19 protein-coding genes are annotated in these 15,993 nt (G+C 65.0%); 12 read left to right on the forward strand and 7 right to left on the reverse strand.

The window, feature by feature from the left end:
• Positions 1 to 8 precede the first annotated feature (8 nt).
• A complete protein-coding gene (locus tag PVE73_RS10325) occupies positions 9 to 1,166 on the forward strand; it encodes an ABC transporter permease (protein ID WP_277366852.1) in 1,158 nt (385 codons plus the stop codon).
• A gap of 220 nt (positions 1,167 to 1,386) precedes the next feature.
• Entirely contained in the window at positions 1,387 to 3,492 is a 2,106-nt protein-coding gene (locus PVE73_RS10330; protein ID WP_277366853.1) for an ABC transporter ATP-binding protein, read from the forward strand.
• Between the two features lie 30 nt (positions 3,493 to 3,522).
• Here PVE73_RS10330 and PVE73_RS10335 read toward each other — a convergent pair whose 3' ends face one another.
• The gene (locus PVE73_RS10335) at positions 3,523 to 4,290 is read right to left on the reverse strand and encodes a VOC family protein (protein ID WP_277366854.1); all 768 of its coding nucleotides are present in this window, start codon (positions 4,288 to 4,290) and stop codon (positions 3,523 to 3,525) included.
• 237 nt (positions 4,291 to 4,527) lie between these two features.
• On the opposite strand from PVE73_RS10335, the gene PVE73_RS10340 reads away from it, so the two are divergent.
• Together PVE73_RS10340 and preA are read left to right on the forward strand one after the other, a co-directional pair.
• Positions 4,528 to 5,880 (forward strand): NAD(P)-dependent oxidoreductase, encoded by a 1,353-nt coding sequence (locus PVE73_RS10340; RefSeq protein ID WP_277366855.1) that lies wholly within the window; start codon positions 4,528 to 4,530, stop codon positions 5,878 to 5,880.
• A 14-nt stretch (positions 5,881 to 5,894) separates the two neighbouring features.
• Complete coding sequence (gene preA, locus PVE73_RS10345; RefSeq protein ID WP_277366856.1) at positions 5,895 to 7,208, forward strand: NAD-dependent dihydropyrimidine dehydrogenase subunit PreA; 1,314 nt, start codon at positions 5,895 to 5,897, stop codon at positions 7,206 to 7,208.
• A 30-nt stretch (positions 7,209 to 7,238) separates the two neighbouring features.
• Here the strand turns inward: preA and PVE73_RS10350 are convergent, their stop codons facing one another.
• On the reverse strand, positions 7,239 to 7,910 hold the full coding sequence (locus tag PVE73_RS10350; protein ID WP_277366857.1) for a glutathione S-transferase family protein: 672 nt from the start codon (positions 7,908 to 7,910) through the stop codon (positions 7,239 to 7,241).
• Between the two features lie 116 nt (positions 7,911 to 8,026).
• Between PVE73_RS10350 and PVE73_RS10355 the strand changes: the two genes are divergently transcribed.
• The 6 genes from PVE73_RS10355 (at position 8,027) to PVE73_RS10380 (ending at position 10,595) form a co-directional block, all read left to right on the forward strand.
• Entirely contained in the window at positions 8,027 to 8,461 is a 435-nt protein-coding gene (locus PVE73_RS10355) for a MarR family transcriptional regulator (protein WP_277366858.1), read from the forward strand.
• Between the two features lie 131 nt (positions 8,462 to 8,592).
• Positions 8,593 to 9,114, forward strand: coding sequence for an Rrf2 family transcriptional regulator (locus tag PVE73_RS10360; RefSeq protein ID WP_277366859.1), 522 nt, complete (start codon positions 8,593 to 8,595; stop codon positions 9,112 to 9,114).
• A gap of 11 nt (positions 9,115 to 9,125) precedes the next feature.
• Positions 9,126 to 9,596 (forward strand): carboxymuconolactone decarboxylase family protein, encoded by a 471-nt coding sequence (locus PVE73_RS10365; protein ID WP_277366860.1) that lies wholly within the window; start codon positions 9,126 to 9,128, stop codon positions 9,594 to 9,596.
• A gap of 87 nt (positions 9,597 to 9,683) precedes the next feature.
• Positions 9,684 to 10,055: a DoxX family protein gene (locus tag PVE73_RS10370; protein WP_277366861.1), complete on the forward strand. Its 372-nt coding sequence runs from the start codon at positions 9,684 to 9,686 to the stop codon at positions 10,053 to 10,055.
• A 55-nt stretch (positions 10,056 to 10,110) separates the two neighbouring features.
• On the forward strand, positions 10,111 to 10,377 hold the full coding sequence (locus PVE73_RS10375) for a BrnT family toxin (protein WP_277366862.1): 267 nt from the start codon (positions 10,111 to 10,113) through the stop codon (positions 10,375 to 10,377).
• Positions 10,374 to 10,595 (forward strand): CopG family antitoxin, encoded by a 222-nt coding sequence (locus PVE73_RS10380; protein WP_277366863.1) that lies wholly within the window; start codon positions 10,374 to 10,376, stop codon positions 10,593 to 10,595. Before PVE73_RS10375 ends, PVE73_RS10380 begins: the two co-directional genes overlap by 4 nt.
• 5 nt (positions 10,596 to 10,600) lie before the next feature.
• Here PVE73_RS10380 and PVE73_RS10385 read toward each other — a convergent pair whose 3' ends face one another.
• From PVE73_RS10385 to pcaC, 4 genes are read right to left on the reverse strand one after another with little or no spacing between them, the layout of a single operon-like run.
• The gene (locus tag PVE73_RS10385; RefSeq protein ID WP_277366864.1) at positions 10,601 to 11,668 is read right to left on the reverse strand and encodes a 3-carboxy-cis,cis-muconate cycloisomerase; all 1,068 of its coding nucleotides are present in this window, start codon (positions 11,666 to 11,668) and stop codon (positions 10,601 to 10,603) included.
• A 6-nt stretch (positions 11,669 to 11,674) separates the two neighbouring features.
• Positions 11,675 to 12,286 (reverse strand): protocatechuate 3,4-dioxygenase subunit alpha, encoded by a 612-nt coding sequence (gene pcaG, locus PVE73_RS10390; protein ID WP_277367411.1) that lies wholly within the window; start codon positions 12,284 to 12,286, stop codon positions 11,675 to 11,677.
• Between the two features lie 2 nt (positions 12,287 to 12,288).
• Entirely contained in the window at positions 12,289 to 13,029 is a 741-nt protein-coding gene (gene pcaH / locus PVE73_RS10395; protein WP_277366865.1) for a protocatechuate 3,4-dioxygenase subunit beta, read from the reverse strand.
• A complete protein-coding gene (gene pcaC, locus PVE73_RS10400) occupies positions 13,026 to 13,427 on the reverse strand; it encodes a 4-carboxymuconolactone decarboxylase (RefSeq protein WP_277366866.1) in 402 nt (133 codons plus the stop codon). Before pcaC ends, pcaH begins: the two co-directional genes overlap by 4 nt.
• A gap of 226 nt (positions 13,428 to 13,653) precedes the next feature.
• Between pcaC and PVE73_RS10405 the strand changes: the two genes are divergently transcribed.
• Together PVE73_RS10405 and PVE73_RS10415 are read left to right on the forward strand one after the other, a co-directional pair.
• Positions 13,654 to 14,472 (forward strand): helix-turn-helix domain-containing protein, encoded by an 819-nt coding sequence (locus PVE73_RS10405; RefSeq protein WP_277366867.1) that lies wholly within the window; start codon positions 13,654 to 13,656, stop codon positions 14,470 to 14,472.
• Positions 14,473 to 14,707: 235 nt separating this feature from the next.
• Complete coding sequence (locus PVE73_RS10415) at positions 14,708 to 14,965, forward strand: BrnA antitoxin family protein (protein WP_277366868.1); 258 nt, start codon at positions 14,708 to 14,710, stop codon at positions 14,963 to 14,965.
• A 42-nt stretch (positions 14,966 to 15,007) separates the two neighbouring features.
• Here the strand turns inward: PVE73_RS10415 and PVE73_RS10420 are convergent, their stop codons facing one another.
• Entirely contained in the window at positions 15,008 to 15,988 is a 981-nt protein-coding gene (locus tag PVE73_RS10420; RefSeq protein ID WP_277366869.1) for an ABC transporter substrate-binding protein, read from the reverse strand.
• Between the last annotated feature and the right edge of the window lie 5 nt (positions 15,989 to 15,993).

The following is a 15,993-nucleotide window of genomic DNA, read 5'->3' on the forward strand; positions in this document are numbered from 1 at the left end:
GGCAGAAGATGCAGTACGAGACCGTCGGAGCCCTCGGCATCTTCCTCGGCGTCGTCGCCCGCTTCTGGCCGGTGTGGGGGGCACTCGCCCTGGTGTTCGCCGTCAGCCTGAGCTTCAGAAAGCGCCTCGGGCTCTACGGCCATCTCTATGCCAGCCCGGCGGGCATTGCGGGGCTGGCGATCTGCTTCTTTTGGCTGTTCACGGCCATCTTCGCCGATGCCGTCGCACCCTTCGACCCGCTGCAGCAGATCGCCGTGATGAAGGACGCGCCGCCCGGCGCGATCGTCCCGGAGACGGGCGGCGTCTTCCTGCTGGGCGGCGACAGGCTCGCGCGCGATGTCTTCTCACGCGTGGTCTTCGGCAGCCAGATCGTGCTTCTGATCGCGCCGGCCGCCACGCTCTTCGCCCTCGTCGTGGGCACCATGCTCGGCCTGCCTGCGGGCTATCACGGCGGGCGGATCGACAAGGTCCTGTCCTTCCTCGCCAATCTGGTGCTCGCCTTCCCCGTGATCCTGCTCTTCTACCTTCTGGTCACGCCGGGTGTCCGGGAAACGCCGCTCCCCCAATGGCTTGCGGGCATTTTCTTCATCTTTCCGATGATCTTCTTCGGAACGCTGGTCTATACGGGCTTCTCGAGCCGGCCCGGCCTTCTTGCCGTGCTCCTGGTCGCCGTCGTCCTCCTCGGCGGCTGGGTCTATGCGGGGCTGGTCTTCGATGCGGACCCGCTCGGCGTGATCTCGATCGCGCCCAACGAGCTCAACATTTTCGTGGCGGTGGTCTTCGCTTCGAGCCCCGGCGTTTTCCGCATCGTGCGCGGGCTCACCATGGACATCAAGACGCGCGAATATGTGGCAGCGGCCCAGACGCGCGGCGAAGGCCCCTGGTATATCATGCTGTGGGAGATCCTGCCCAATGCGCGCGGGCCGCTGATCGTGGATGCGTGCCTCAGGGTGGGCTACACGACGATCCTGCTTGGCACGCTCGGCTATTTCGGCCTGGGGCTCGCGCCCGAAAGCCCGGACTGGGGCACCGCCATCAAGGAATCGAGCAGGCTCCTGCGCGCGCATATCCATCCCGCGCTGCCGCCGGTGGTGGCCCTCATGTCCTTCGTCCTGGGACTCAACCTGCTCGCCGACGCGCTGCGCGAGCAGGCGCTGAAGGATTGATCGATGCCGTGCTCAGATACACCCCCATCTGGCCTGCCGGCCATCTCCCACTCAAGGGTGGAGATTAGCCTGCATCAGCCTCGCTCCCCTATGGACGGCTTTCCAGCAGGGAGTCGGCATCGCCATAGAGTAATCTCCACCCTTGAGTGGGAGATGGCCGGCAGGCCAGAGGGGGTGTGAAGGGCGATATCGCTGCATTTCCACGCGGGAGGGCGGCGCCATGACAGATGCCGTTCAAGGTAATGGTGTCAGCGGGGGAGGGCACACCCTCCTCGAGATCGAGAATCTCTCGATCTCCTTCTTCACGCGCGCCGGCGAGGTGCCGGCCGTCACGGATTTCTCCTGCAGCGTCATGCCGGGGGAAACCATGGGGATCGTCGGCGAATCCGGCTGCGGCAAGTCCACCGTCGCGCTCGCCATCATGCGCGACCTTTCCAATGCCGGGAAGATCACCGGCGGGCACATCCGCTTCCAGGGCCGCGACTTGGGCGCGATGCGCGAGGAGGAGCTGCGCCGCATCCGCGGCAAGGACATCGCCATGGTCTATCAGGAGCCCATGGCGAGCCTGAATCCGGCCATGAGGATCGGCAGCCAGCTCATCGAAGTGCCGCTCGTCCACGAGAAGGTGTCGAAGGAAGAGGCACGCAGCCGGGCGCTCGACATGGTTCGCGCCGTGCGCCTGCCGGACCCGGAGCGCATGATGAGCGCCTATCCGCACCAGCTTTCCGGCGGCCAGCAGCAGCGCATCGTCATCGCCATGGCGCTCCTGTCGCGGCCTTCGCTGCTCATCCTCGACGAGCCCACCACCGCGCTCGATGTGACGGTGGAGGCCGGCATCATCGATCTCCTGAAGACGCTCGGCCGGGAATACGGCACGTCGATGCTTTTCATCTCGCACAATCTCGGCCTCGTCCTGGAGACCTGCGACCGCGTCACGGTCATGTATTCCGGGGAGGCGGTGGAGACCGGCCCCGTACGGGACGTGTTCCAGCGCATGCGCCACCCTTATACGCAGGGGCTTTTCCGCGCGATTCCGTTGCCCTCGGCGGACAAGAACACGCGACCGCTCGTGGCCATCCCCGGCCAGCAGCCGGCGCCGCAGGAGCGGCCGCAGGGCTGCAATTTCGGGCCGCGCTGCGTGCATTTCCGCGCCGGCTTCTGCGATGCCGCCGACATTCCCATGGTAACGGCGGACGAAGCGGCGGGGCATTTTTCGCGCTGCGTGCGTATCGGGGAGATCGATTGGGACACCGTACCGGTGGGTACTGCCGCGACACGAGAGCCGGTCCCTCCCGGTGCACCGACGCTCAGGGTCGACGGACTGAAGAAGTACTACCGGGCGGAGGGCGGCGGCCTGCTCGGTGGCGAGGCGCGCATGGTCAAGGCCAACGAGGCCGTCAGCTTCGAGGCGCGGGCGGGGGAGACGCTCGCCATCGTCGGCGAGTCAGGCTGCGGGAAATCCACGCTCGCCAAGGTGCTGCTGGGGCTGGAGACCGCAACGGAGGGCCGGGTCGTCCTCGGAACCGAGGAAATCGAGGGCACGCCGGTGGAGGAGCGTGACGCGGAAACGGTATCCGGCATCCAGATGGTGTTCCAGAACCCGTTCGACACCCTGAACCCCAGCCATTCCGTCGGTGCGCAGATCATGCGCACGCTGGAGAAGTTCGGGATAGGCCGCACGGGCCGGGAGCGGCGCAAGAGGATGTTCGAGCTGCTCGACCTCGTGAAGCTGCCGAAGTCCTTCGCGACGCGCATGCCGCGCCAGCTTTCGGGCGGGCAGAAGCAGCGCATCGGCGTGGCCCGCGCCTTCGCGGGCGATGCGAAGGTGGTGGTCGCGGACGAGCCTGTCTCCACGCTCGACGTCTCGGTGCAGGCGGCCGTCACCGAGCTGCTCATGGATATCCAGCGGCGGAACAGGACGACGATGCTCTTCATCAGCCATGATCTCTCGGTCGTGCGCTATATCGCCGACCGGGTGATCGTCATGTATCTCGGCCACATCGTGGAGCAGGGCACGACCGACCAGATCTTCGCGCCGCCCTACCACCCCTACACGGAGGCGCTGCTGTCGGCCGTCCCCATCGCCGACACGCGGGTGAAAAAGCGGCGGATCGTGCTGGAGGGCGACGTCCCCTCGGCCATCGACCCCCCGCCCGGCTGCCCGTTCCAGACCCGCTGCCGCTACAAGCATCTTGTGCCGGACAGGCTCTGCGAGCGCGAGCTGCCGCCATTCCGTGACCTAGGGCAGGGCCACCGCAGCCTCTGCTGGCTCGGCGATGACGTGGTCACCGGGATGAAGCCGGTAATCGAGGTGGAGGAAGCATGAGACTCCCTCCTAAGGGAGGCGCTGCCGGCTTCATAGCTCCGGTGCCGCCAGCGCGAAAGCCGCGCCCTGGGGGTCCATGCATTGCACGATCCAGCTGCCGCCCGGCACTTCCATGGGGTCCATCAGGATCTGTCCGCCGCCGGTTTTCACGCGCTGGGCGGCGGCCTCGACCGCCGGCACATTGAAATAGAACTGCCAGAAGGGGAAGGGGATCTGGGCCGGCCTGTTCATCATGCCGCCGATCAGATCGTCGCCTGCCGCGAAGAGCTGGTACGTGCCCATCGGGCCCATATCCATCGCGTCCTCCTTGGTCCAGCCGAACTGGCCGGAATAGAACTCGAATGCCTTCTGCCAATCGCTCGTGTAGAGCTCGTGCCAGCCGATATGGCCGGGTGTACCGGCGGGTACGGGCGGCTGGTCCGGCCCGATGGGGCTGAGCAGCATGAACATCACACCCTGCGGGTCGGAAACCACCGAAAAGCGCCCGACACCAGGGATGTCGGAGGGCGGGCGGTGCACCGTGCCGCCCGCCTGCTCGACGCCGTTGGTCGCCTTGTCGGTATCCTCCGCGTAGATATAGCCGAGCCACATCGGCTGGCCGCCGGAGCGGCGCACCTCGTCCGGGATGTGCATGATGCCGGCGACGCCGCGCTCCCCGGCATTCATGATGGTGTAGGGCGGGCTGCTCGGCTCGCCCCAGGGGGTGGCCTGCCAGCCGACCACGTCGGCGTAGAACGCCGCGGCGGCCTTCATGTCGGTGGTCATCAGTTCGTACCAGAAGAAGGATTTGGCAGGCATGGTCGTTTCTCCTCACGTTTCGGCCTGTCGCCGTGGCTTGAGCCCTGCGAAGACCATACGGGACCAATGTTGCCACCATAGGACGATCGGCGGAGCGCAGCCATACACTCAATCGTGGGGAGCCCGCTCACTTCTTGATGAGCCTTCGGCGAGCATGCCGGCGGCCAGAATTTGACCGATTGATCAAAAAAACAAACTGCGGTACCGTTCCCTCATAAAAGAAAAAAGGGGAACGGTATGGCTCAGCGCCACTATGAGGACGGGATCGTCGCCGGCCGCCTCTCGCCGGACGTCTATGCGCGGAATTTCGCGGACCTGCATCCCGCGCTCGACGAGCATGAAGCCCATGTCGAGGCGGACCGTTGCTACTTCTGCTACGACGCGCCCTGCATGCAGGCCTGTCCCACCTCCATCGATATTCCGCTGTTCATCCGCCAGATCGCGACGGGAAACCCGCTCGGCTCGGCCAAGACCATTTTCGACCAGAACATCCTGGGCGGCATGTGCGCCCGTGTCTGCCCCACCGAGACGCTGTGCGAGGAGGCCTGCGTGCGTGAGCATGCGGAAGGCAAGCCGGTGCAGATCGGCAGGCTGCAGCGTTACGCCACCGATACGGCCATGGCCGCTGGCCGCCAGTTCTACACGCGGGCCGCACCCACCGGCAAAAAAGCGGCGGTGGTCGGCGCGGGGCCGGCGGGTCTCGCCTGCGCGCACCGGCTCGCCATGCACGGCCATGACGTGACCATCTACGAGGCCCGGCCGAAGCCCGGCGGGCTCAACGAATACGGCATCGCCGCCTACAAGACGCCGGGCGGTTTCGCGCAGGCGGAGGTGGACTACCTTCTTTCCATCGGCGGCATCACGATCGAGCACGACAAGGCGCTCGGCCGCGACTTCACGCCGGCGGGCTTGACGCAAAGCCACGACGCCGTGTTCCTCGCCATGGGGCTTGCCGGCGTGAATGCGTTGCGCGCCGGGGGCGAGGAAGCGGAAGGCGTCGAGAATGCCGTCGACTACATCGCCACCCTTCGTCAGGCGCAGGATCTGGCGCAGCTCCCGGTCGGCCGGCGTGTCGTCGTCATCGGCGGCGGCATGACGGCCATCGACGTGGCCGTGCAGGCGCGCCTGCTCGGCGCCGAGGAAGTGACGATCTGCTACCGCCGGGGCAAGGAGCACATGAACGCCTCCGAATGGGAGCAGGAACTCGCCGCGGCCAAGGGCGTCACCATCCGCCATTGGCTGCAGCCGAAGCGCGTTGTCTTGGAAGAGAACCGCGCCGCCGGCATCGAGATGGAGTACACTGCGATGGTGGACGGGCGACTTGTCGGCACGGGCGAGACGCTGACGCTGAGGGCCGATCAGATCTTCAAGGCCATCGGCCAGACCTTCGAGCCGGCCGTGCTCAATGGCAGCGGCGAGGCGATCGCTCTGGAGAATGGCCGCGTTCTCGTGGATGCGGAAGGCCGCACCTCCATGCCGAAAGTCTGGGCCGGCGGCGACTGCATCGCGGGCGGCGACGACCTCACCGTCTCGGCCGTGGCGCAGGGGCGTGACGCGGCGGAGAGTATTCACGGCGCGCTGCTGGGCTGAGGAGGAGAAACCCCATGGCAGACATCCGTTCGAATTTCGTCGGCATCAGATCGCCGAACCCGTTCTGGCTCGCCTCCGCGCCGCCCACCGACAAGGCCTATAACGTCGAGCGCGCCTATAGGGCGGGCTGGGGCGGCGTTGTCTGGAAGACGCTGGGCGAGGAGGGGCTGCCCGTCGTCAATGTGAACGGCCCGCGCTACGGGGCCATCTGGGGCGCGGACCGCCGACTGCTCGGCCTCAACAATATCGAGCTCATCACCGACCGCGACCTCTACCTGAACCTCACCGAGATCAAGCAGGTGAAACGCAACTGGCCGGACCGGGCGCTGGTGGTCTCGCTCATGGTGCCCTGCGAGGAGGAGGCCTGGAAGGCCATCCTGCCGCTGGTGGAAGAGACCGAAGCCGACGGCATAGAACTCAATTTCGGCTGCCCGCACGGCATGAGCGAGCGCGGCATGGGCTCGGCCGTGGGCCAGGTGCCGGAATATGTCGAGATGGTGGTGCGCTGGTGCAAGCAGAACACGCGCATGCCCGTCATCACCAAGCTCACGCCCAACATTACCGACATCCGCAAGCCTGCGCGCGCGGCGCATGCCGGCGGTACTGACGCGGTGTCGCTGATCAACACGATCAACTCCATCACGGCTGTCGACCTCGACACTTTTGCCCCGGAACCCACCATCGACGGCAAAGGCAGCCACGGCGGCTATTGCGGGCCGGCGGTGAAGCCCATCGCACTCAACATGGTGGCCGAGATCGCCCGGGACGCAGAGACGCGGGGGCTGCCCATCTCCGGCATCGGCGGCATCACCACCTGGCGCGACGCGGCGGAGTTCCTGGCGCTCGGTGCGGGCAACGTGCAGGTGTGCACGGCTGCCATGACCTACGGGTTCAAGATCGTCGAGGAGATGATCGAAGGCCTGAAGAACTGGATGGACGAAAAGGGGCATGCCGCGCTGGACGACGTCGTCGGCCGCGCCGTTCCGAACGTCACCGACTGGCAGTATCTCAATCTCAACTACATCACCAAGGCCCGTATCGACCAGGACCTGTGCATCAAATGCGGGCGCTGCCATATCGCCTGCGAGGACACCTCGCACCAGGCGATCACGGCCATGGTCGACGGCATCCGCCATTTCGAGGTGATCGAGGAGGAGTGCGTCGGCTGCAATCTCTGCGTCAATGTCTGCCCGGTGGAGGACTGCATCACCATGGTGCCGCTGGCCGCGGGCGAGATGGACCGGCGGACGGGCAGGGTGGTCCCTGCCGACTACGCCAACTGGACCACGCACCCCAACAACCCGATGGCGAAGGTGGCGGCGGAGTAGGGGCGGACCGCCGTCACCTCCGGCAAGAGGTCAGGTCGTGACGGCCTGTTTCCGCGCCAGCAGACCGCCCTTCTTGGCCAGGAACCTGCGCAGGCGGTCGCTGAAATCCGGAGCGACGGCATTCCTGACCGACGGGCGCTCCGCCAGCGCCCTGCGCCAGGCCTGCACCTTCGTCAAACCATCGAAGATACCGAGTTCGGTGATCGTGTCGAAGGTTTCGAAATAGCGGAAGACGGGCGCGAAGACCGCATCGACGACCGTGAACTTCTGGCCGGCGAAATACGGGCCGTCACCCAGCTCGGCTTCCAGCCGGGCGAACTTCTCCTTGAGCGCGGCGACCGCTTTATCGAACGCGGCCTGGTCGCCTGTCGTCTCGATCGTCCATATGTCGCTCAGGGCGGCCGAGCCGAACTCCATCCACGCGCGATGGCGCGCGCGCTGGATCGGATTGTCGGGGTGCAGCCTCGGCTCATGCGTCTCGTCCAGGTATTCGACGATTGCCGTGCTTTCGAAGAGCACGTCATCGCCCACCTGCAGCACCGGCACCTTGCCGCGCGGCGAAATCTTCAGGAACCAGTCGGGCTTGTTCTCGAGATCGATGTCGACGCGTTCGAAGGGCACTCCCTTCTCGTTGAGCACGATCGCGGCGCGCTGAACGTAAGGGCAGAGATCGAAGGATACGAGGGTGAGTTTCTCGGGCATGTGAGTTTCTCCTGAAATCGCCTGCATGGATCTTTGATGCAGTTGCATCTATATTGGATGGGTCGCATGCCGTGTCAATCTGCATGCAATTGCATCTAATCAACTGTTGGTGATCCATGTCCGCCAAGCCGAACGAAACCATCACTGCCGCCTGGACCGGCCTCATGCGCGCGCAGCGGCTCGCGGTGGGCCGGGTGGAGGCGCGGTTGAAAGCGGCGGAGCTACCGCCGCTGGCCTGGTACGACGCGCTCTGGGAACTGGAAAGGGCCGGCGAGGAGGGGCTGCGTCCCTTCGAGCTCGAAAAGGCGCTGCTGTTCGAGCAGTACAATCTCTCGCGGCTCGCCGACCGGCTGGCCGCCGCGGGCCTGATCGAGCGCTGCGCGTGCCCGGAAGACCGCCGCGGCCAGGTGCTGAGGATCACGGGGGAGGGCCGCGCGCTGCGCGCGCAGATGTGGAAGATCTACGGACCGGCGATCGAGGAGACGGTGGGCTCCCGCCTCAGCGCCGCGGAAGCCGAGACTTTCGTGCGCCTTCTGAAGAAGCTCGAATAGCAGCGCGCCTTCCTTCATCTCAAATCGACAGGAGTTGTCAGCAGCGTTGCGTGAGCTGGGGCGATTGGACGGCCTCTTGATTGTAGATAAGAATTATCGATGATATAAAATATCCAGGATAGGAGCTTGAGATGAAGTTGAGCGAAGGGGTCGAGGCGGCAATTCACTGTGCGGCGGTGCTGGCGAGCCTTGAAGAAGGGCGCACATTGCCGGCGAGTGCGCTTGCCGAGCTGCACGGCCTTTCGCAGAGCTACCTGCTCAAGCATCTGCAGGCTCTCGCGGCGGCGAAGGTGTTCGAATCCGTCCCCGGCCCGCATGGCGGCTATCGCCTCGCCCGCGCGCCGCAGAAGATCAGCCTGCTCGACATCGTGCTGGCCGTGGAAGGGCAGCAGCCCGCCTTCCGCTGCGCCGAGATCCGGCAGCGCGGTCCGGGCGCGCTGGAACCTGCGGCCTATGTGAAGCCATGCGGCATCAAGGTCGCCATGCTCAAGGCCGAGCGCGCCTGGCGCGCCGTGCTCGCCGAAACGAAGCTTTCCGAGATCGTCGCCGGCTACAAGGCCGAGGCCGATCCCCGCGCAATCGCCTTCAACTGCGCCTTTGTGGCCCGCCACCAGCGGCCGCACGACGAATCCTCCTCCGAAAAGCAGACGTGAAAGGAAAACGCATGCAACCGCGCCTCAATTTCTTCCAGGCTTCCCCTGAGATCATCAAAGCCGTTCGGACGCTGAATCAGGCCGTGGACACGTGCGGCCTTGAAAAGAGCCTCCTGCACCTCGTCAAGCTCAGGGCGTCGCAGATCAACGGCTGCTCCTATTGCGTGGACATGCACAGCCGCGAGGCGCGCGAGGACGGCGACAGCGAACAGCGCGTGCTTCTCGTGGCGGCCTGGCGGGAATCGCCGCTCTATTCCGAGCGCGAGCGTGCCGCCTTCGCCTGGACGGAGAAGCTGACGCGGCTTTCGCAAACCGCCATGGTCGAGGACGAGGAATTCGAGGAGGCGCGCAAGCATTTCTCCGAGGACGAGCTGGTGAAGCTCTCCGTCGCCATCGGCATGATCAATGTGTGGAACCGCCTCTGCGTGCCCTTCCGCAGCATCCATCCGGTGAAGACGGAGAGCCGGGCCGCTGCCGAGTGATCCCGCGTCGGAGCGCCGCCTGGGCGGCGCTCCGCTACCCACCTTGACGCCGGGCGCAGCTGCGCAGGCGGTCCGAAAGGAAACTCCATGCCTGGCGACAGCCTTCCCTGGGTCGTGATCCTTGCCCGCATCCTTCTCGGCGGCGCCTTCGCCTTCGCGGGGCTCCGCAACCTCACAAACCTCCCCGTGCTGACCTCCATCCTGGCCGGCCGCGGCGTACCGCTGCCGCGCGTGGCGCTTCTTGCCGGGATTGCCGTTCAGATCGTCTGCGGCTTGCTGGTCATCACCGGGGTTTGGACCGTCGCCGCGGCGGCGGGGCTCATCCTTTTCCTCGTCCTCGCCACCTATCTTTTCAACAATTTCTGGGATCATCAGGGGATCGAGCGCGGCAACCGCATCAACGGCGTGGTCAGCAACGTGGCGCTGGTCGGCGCGTTTCTGCTGGTGATGGCATTATAGCCACGGCAGAGGTGTTGCCGGTGATGAATTCATACCCATTTGGTATATTTATAGCATGGAGTTCGAATATGATCCGGAGAAGAGCGCTCGAAACCGCGCCAAACACGGCATTGATTTCGAGGAGGCACAGGCCCTTTGGCTGGACGAGTGGCTGCTCGAAGTCTCGGCGCGAACGGTCGATGAGCCGCGGTATCTCGCGATCGGCACGTTGGGCGGGAAGCATTGGACAGCGGTCTTCACGCGCAGAAACGGCCGGATAAGGCTTATGTCGGTTCGCTGCTCTCGGGAACAGGAAGTCCGCCACTACGAGGACGTGATATGAAAGTTAAAGCCGCAGAGTTCGATGAGGCCTTCGACGCAGGAGAGGATGTCTCCGATCTGGTTGATTGGGGCGCTTCTCGACGGCCCAATCTGGAAACCAGAAGGGTGAACGTCGACTTTCCAGCCTGGGTCGTGGAAGGACTTGACCAGCAGGCGAAGAAGCTGGGCGTCAGCCGCCAAGCTCTTATCAAATTATGGATTGCTGAGCGTCTGGGATAGGGGCGTTATGACTTCCTCCGCCCGACGAAGGAAATCCCGCCCGCGAGATCGTTCGCCGTCCTGAGCGCGGCTCCCGTCGCCACCACCATCTGCGGCAGGAGCATCCATTCGAGCGTCCAGGCGGCACCAGAGCGCTCGTTTTCATGCACCAGCGCGTGGTGCATGCCCGAAAGCAGCGTCGCGTTGAAGCGGGCGAGCGTGACGAGGGTCTCCGCCTTCACCGGGTTATGCTTGTGCGGCATGGCGGAGGATCCGCCGCCTGTAGAGAGCTTCACTTCGCCCATCTCGCTCTGCGCCATCAGGGCGACATCCTGACCCATCTTGCCCAGGCTTCCCGTGACAAGTGACAGGAAGGCCGCGAGGTCGGCGATGCCGTCGCGCTCGGAATGGCGGGCATGGGCGACGACGTTGAGGCCCAGCTTCCTGGCGAGCCGCGCGGCGACGGCCGCGCCTTTGCCGCCGAGTTTCTCAAGCGTACCCGCAGCACCGCCGAAGGTAAGGGTGGCCACCGACTTGCGCACCGTTTCAAGCCGCGCGCGGTGCCGCATCAGCGGCTCGCGCCAGGAGGCGATCTTGCGCGCGGCAGTGATGGGGATCGCCGCCTGCATGCGCGTATGCGCCATCACCTCGATGCCGCCGTCGCGCTTCTCCAGCGCATCGAGGGTCTCGACCACCGTATCGAGCCGTGCGGCGAGAAGAGAGGCCGCTTCGGAAAGACGGATCGCGAGTGCGGTGTCGATCACATCCTGGCTGGTCCCGCCGAAATGGAGATGGACGCGGTGCTCGTCCGCGAGCGTCTCGCGGACCTGTCGGAGAAGGGCGGGGACGACCACCCCATCCTGCGCGACACCCTGGTTCAGCGCGCCGATATCCGGCTTGAAACGCTTGAGGGCGGCGGAAATCGCCTCCGCCGCTTCCGCCGGAATGAGGTCCTCCTCGGCTTCGGCCTCGGCGAGTGCCGCCTCGAAGCGGAGAATGGCCGCAAGCTCCGCGGCCACGGAAAAGAGCGTAGCGAAATCCTCGTCGCCGACGAGTGCTGAAAGGATCGGGTGGTCGAAGGCGCTGACGCTCATTCCGCCTCACACGTCGAAGAACACGGTTTCCTTCTCGCCCTGGAGATGGATATCGAAACTGTAGGTGTCGCCGTCCCGCTGCGCAATCAAGGTCGGCACCCGGTTCTGGTGCTCCAGGCGCGTGAGGATGGGATCCTCGGCATTCGCCTCCTGCTCGTCACCGAAATACATGCGCGTCTGCAGGCCGAGATTGATGCCGCGCGCGGCGATCCAGAGCGAGACGTGCGGCGCCTGCGGCCTTCCATCGAGGAAGGGCACGCGGCCGGGCTTGACCGTCGCGAAGGTGAAGACACCATCGCCGTCGGCGGCCTGACGGCCCCAGCCGGTGAAGTTGGGATCGGCCTTGCCGCGCGGCTCGGACGGCGAGTTGTAGAGCCCGTCGGCGTCCGCCTGCCAGATCTCGATCAGCGCGTCCCTGATCACCGAGCCCGTGCCGTCGAAGATGCGCATCTTCAGCGTGATCCGCTCGCCCCTGGTCTTCTCGTTGACCATGGCGATGCCGAGATCCTCCGGGTACACGCCATTGATTTCGCAGACATTCGGCGTGAGCCCGATATGGACGTAAGGGCCTGCGGTCTGGGAGGCGGTTTCCTTAAGCCGCGTCAGCGTCTGCGCCATCATCAATTCCCCTCCAGTCTGTTCTCGAACAGCGTCGAGCGGCGCCCGCGCAGCACGATGTCGAACTTATAGGCCCGCGCATCCATCGGCACGGTCGATTCCATGTCGAGCGCGGCGATCAGCCCCTCGATCGCGCGCTTGTCGGGAATGGTGCGCACGATCGGGCACTGCCAGATCATCGGGTCGCCCTCGAAATACATCTGCGTGATCAACCGCTGCACGAAGCCGTGCCCGAAGATGGCGAAATGGATGTGGGCCGGGCGCCAATCATTGATGCCGTTGGGCCAGGGGTAGGCGCCCGGCTGGACGGTGCGGAAGTGATAGTTGCCGTCCTCGTCGGTGATCGTGCGCCCGCAGCCGCCGAAATTGGGATCGAGTGGCGCGAGATAGCCATCCTTCTTGTGCCGGTAACGCCCGCCGGCATTGGCTTGCCAGAACTCCACCAGCACGTTCGGCACGGGCCGCGCGCTCTCGTCCAGCACCCGGCCATAGACGATGATGCGCGGGCCGATGGCACTCTCGCCTGATTTGGCGTAGTTCAGCGTCAGGTCGTTGTCGAGCGGGCCCAGCATGCTGCGGCCGAAGACCGGGCCGGTGATCTCGGAAAGCGTGTTGCCGAAGGAGACGGGCGCGCGCTGCGGCGAGCGCACCACCGTGCTCTTGTAGCCCGGCGCGAAGGCCGGCGGATGCCAGGTCCGGTCGCGCTGGAAGAAGCCGCCCGTCTCAGGCTTCGTATTCTTCATGTCTTCTCTCCCGATTCCATCTCGGCAAGCGTCTGCTTGATGATCTTGATCGCGTGGTTGGCGGCGGGAACGCCGGCATAAACAGCCACATGCAGCATGGCCTCGCGAAGGTCTTCCGCCGTGGCGCCCGTGTTCGCGGTGGCGCGCACATGCATGGCAAGCTCCTCATGCTGGCCAAGAGCTGCGAGCAGCGCAATGGTCACCATCGAGCGCTCGCGCTTGGTCCAGTCCGGGCGCGACCACACATGCCCCCAGGCGGCTTCGGTGATCAGCTCCTGAAACGGGACATCGAACTCCGTTTTGTTGGCCTCGGCCCGATCCACCCAGGCATCGCCCAGCACGGAGCGGCGCGTCGCCATGCCTTCCTTGAACCGCTTCGACTTTTCGTCAGCGCTCATATTTCCTCCCGCATCTGCCCGTCAAAAAACCATGGCGGGGACAGCATGTATCCTTGCGGCGGACATTGGAACTCCCGATGTCGAGCGGCAATGGACTTTTGCGGCGTATTATTGCACTTTCCGATCATGGCGTGAGGATACCATGTGCGCGAAGAAAGTTCCCAACTACCGGCTTTATCGAGAAAAAACAGGAGAATCGGAAGGTTTCTGGCTACATAGTGAAACCTTGCCGCTGCGCAGCCGGCTGCACAATTGGGAGATTTCGCTGCACCGGCACGAGGCGCTCTTCCAGATCTTCATCCTGGAGGCCGGCGAGGGTGAGCTTCTCGGGGAGGACGAGCCGCATCCCTTTGCTGCCCCCGCTGCCATCTACATTGCGCCGGGTGCGGCGCACGGCTTCCGCTACTATGCACGCAATGCCGACGGGCTGGTGATCACGACTCTGGCGGACCGCCTGTCGCCGATCCGCGCCGTGGATCCCGCCATCGCAGCTTATCTGGCCAGGACGCAGATCACGGCGCTCGCCGGAACGGGGGCCGACGGCGCGCTGGTCGCGCCCCTGGCGGCCCGCATCCATGACGAGCTTCACCGTGCCGGGCCGGGGGGCGATGTCCTGCTCGACGCCATGGTTACGGAACTGGTGCTGCGGCTTGCGCGGGCGGGCGCTCGTGCCGAGGAAGCGGAGACCCCGGCCGCCCTCCGGAACCGCGACCGCCAGCGTATGCACGCGCTCTCGACACTACTCGCCGCCCACTGCCGGGAGCACCGGCCGGTCGGCTTCTATGCCGAAAAGCTCGGTGTCTCGCCCGCCCATCTCAACCGCATCGCGCGGCGCGAGGCGAGCGCCAGCGTGCAGGAACTTGCCGCCCGTCATCTCCTGAAGGCCGCGCGACGCGAACTCGTCTTCACCCCCACACCGATCCAGGCGATCGCCTATTCGCTGGGTTTCCAGGATCCCGCCTACTTCAACCGCTTCTTCAAGCGCCAGACCGGGATCACGCCGGGCGCCTTCCGCGAGATGGAGCAGAGGAAGCTGGCGGCTTAGGGAAGCGCTCTTGTCGTTTCAGGAGATTTATGTATATACAATAATGAAGATAGCCTTTGATCCTGCAAAGCGTGTGCGAACCTTGGAAGAGCGGGGCTTGGACTTCGCTGATGCGGTGGAGGTTTTTTCCGGTCGCGGCGCTACATCTCGGCCGGCTATCTTCGCGGCCGCATGGTGGTGCTCGTATGGACGCCCCGCGGAGACGCGCGGCACATCATCTCGATGAGGTTTTGTCATGCCAAAGAAGAAGCACGCTGGCTCAAACGACTGGGTTGACCTCGACGACGCTCCGGAACTGACGGACGATTATTTCGAGCGGGCGGACGTCTATGAGGGCGAAAGGCTGGTACGCCGAGGCCGTCCGCCATCCGAGAACCCGAAAAAGGCGATCTCGCTGCGGGTAGATGCCGAAGTTCTCGAACGCTTCAAGGCGACAGGCCCTGGTTGGCAGCGCCGCATGAATGCGGCGCTGCGAAAGGCAGTAGGGCTGTAGGCAACTTGGGGGCGGGATGCCCGCCCCCCGCAACAGCCGCGCCTAGAGCTTGTCCGTGATCTCGTGCGTGTAGGCGCCCTCCGGCTCCTTGGTGATCACGGGGTCGGAGCCCCCCTGCAGGAGCGATTCCACCGTCTGCTGGTAGGCCGCCTCGTCGAGCCTGGGGCTGTCGCCAAGAAGCTTGGCGATCTCGCCCATCATGCGCTTCTGGTGCTCTTCCGTCTGGGCGCCGGTCGCGTCGTTGTCGAGCACGATCATCGCCGCCTCGTCCGGGTTCTCCTTCGCCCACTGCCAGCCCTTCATGGAAGCGCGCACGAAACGGGTCATCTTGTCGACAAAGGCGGGGTCCTGGAGCTTGTCCTCCAGCACATAAAGCCCGTCCTCCAGCGTCGCCACGCCCTCGTCCGTGTAGTTGAAGACCACGAGGTCCTCAGGTGTCAGTCCGGCATCGATGATCTGCCAGTATTCGTTGTAGGTCATGGCCGTGATGCAGTCGGCCTGCTTCTGCAGGAGCGGATCGACATTGAAGCCGATCTTCTGGATCGTCACGCCCTCGGGCGAACCGTCGCGGGGGATGCCGAGCTTCGCGAGCCAGCTGTAGAGCGGATACTCGTTGCCGAAGAACCAGGTGCCGAGCGTTTTTCCCTTGAAATCCTCCGGCTTCTCGATGCCGGTTTCCTTGCGGCAGACCATGTTGAGGCCGGAGCGGGCGAAGGGCTGGGCGATGTTGACCACCGGCACGCCCTTTTCGCGGGCGGCGAGCGCGGAGGGCATCCAGTCCACCATCACGTCTGCGCCGCCGCCGGCCAGCACCTGCACGGGCGCGATGTCCGGTCCGCCGGGCTTGATCTCGACGTTCAGGTCCTCTTCCTCGTAGAAGCCCTGGTCCTTGGCCACGTAGTAGCCAGCGAACTGGGCCTGCGTCACCCATTTGAGCTGCAGGGCAACGTCGTCGGCCGCCAGTGCGGAGAAAGCCGTAAGCGACAGCGCGCCCGCTAGCATGGTCGTCATCAGTCTTTTCATTTTCG

This window comes from Chelativorans sp. AA-79 (assembly GCF_029457495.1).
Lineage (GTDB): Bacteria > Pseudomonadota > Alphaproteobacteria > Rhizobiales > Rhizobiaceae > Chelativorans.

What these genes read in the sequence shown, in the direction of transcription:
- PVE73_RS10325 (WP_277366852.1), top strand. Translation starts at nt 9, where the DNA reads ATGCAGTACGAGACCGTCGGAGCCCTCGGCATCTTCCTCGGCGTCGTC.
- PVE73_RS10365 (WP_277366860.1), top strand. Translation starts at nt 9,126, where the DNA reads ATGCAACCGCGCCTCAATTTCTTCCAGGCTTCCCCTGAGATCATCAAA.
- PVE73_RS10330 (WP_277366853.1), top strand. Translation starts at nt 1,387, where the DNA reads ATGACAGATGCCGTTCAAGGTAATGGTGTCAGCGGGGGAGGGCACACC.
- preA (WP_277366856.1), top strand. Translation starts at nt 5,895, where the DNA reads ATGGCAGACATCCGTTCGAATTTCGTCGGCATCAGATCGCCGAACCCG.
- PVE73_RS10370 (WP_277366861.1), top strand. Translation starts at nt 9,684, where the DNA reads ATGCCTGGCGACAGCCTTCCCTGGGTCGTGATCCTTGCCCGCATCCTT.
- PVE73_RS10415 (WP_277366868.1), top strand. Translation starts at nt 14,708, where the DNA reads ATGCCAAAGAAGAAGCACGCTGGCTCAAACGACTGGGTTGACCTCGAC.
- PVE73_RS10380 (WP_277366863.1), top strand. Translation starts at nt 10,374, where the DNA reads ATGAAAGTTAAAGCCGCAGAGTTCGATGAGGCCTTCGACGCAGGAGAG.
- pcaC (WP_277366866.1), bottom strand. Translation starts at nt 13,427, where the DNA reads ATGAGCGCTGACGAAAAGTCGAAGCGGTTCAAGGAAGGCATGGCGACG.
- PVE73_RS10420 (WP_277366869.1), bottom strand. Translation starts at nt 15,988, where the DNA reads ATGAAAAGACTGATGACGACCATGCTAGCGGGCGCGCTGTCGCTTACG.
- PVE73_RS10350 (WP_277366857.1), bottom strand. Translation starts at nt 7,910, where the DNA reads ATGCCCGAGAAACTCACCCTCGTATCCTTCGATCTCTGCCCTTACGTT.
- PVE73_RS10375 (WP_277366862.1), top strand. Translation starts at nt 10,111, where the DNA reads ATGGAGTTCGAATATGATCCGGAGAAGAGCGCTCGAAACCGCGCCAAA.
- pcaH (WP_277366865.1), bottom strand. Translation starts at nt 13,029, where the DNA reads ATGAAGAATACGAAGCCTGAGACGGGCGGCTTCTTCCAGCGCGACCGG.
- PVE73_RS10355 (WP_277366858.1), top strand. Translation starts at nt 8,027, where the DNA reads ATGTCCGCCAAGCCGAACGAAACCATCACTGCCGCCTGGACCGGCCTC.
- PVE73_RS10385 (WP_277366864.1), bottom strand. Translation starts at nt 11,668, where the DNA reads ATGAGCGTCAGCGCCTTCGACCACCCGATCCTTTCAGCACTCGTCGGC.
- PVE73_RS10340 (WP_277366855.1), top strand. Translation starts at nt 4,528, where the DNA reads ATGGCTCAGCGCCACTATGAGGACGGGATCGTCGCCGGCCGCCTCTCG.
- PVE73_RS10360 (WP_277366859.1), top strand. Translation starts at nt 8,593, where the DNA reads ATGAAGTTGAGCGAAGGGGTCGAGGCGGCAATTCACTGTGCGGCGGTG.
- pcaG (WP_277367411.1), bottom strand. Translation starts at nt 12,286, where the DNA reads ATGGCGCAGACGCTGACGCGGCTTAAGGAAACCGCCTCCCAGACCGCA.
- PVE73_RS10335 (WP_277366854.1), bottom strand. Translation starts at nt 4,290, where the DNA reads ATGCCTGCCAAATCCTTCTTCTGGTACGAACTGATGACCACCGACATG.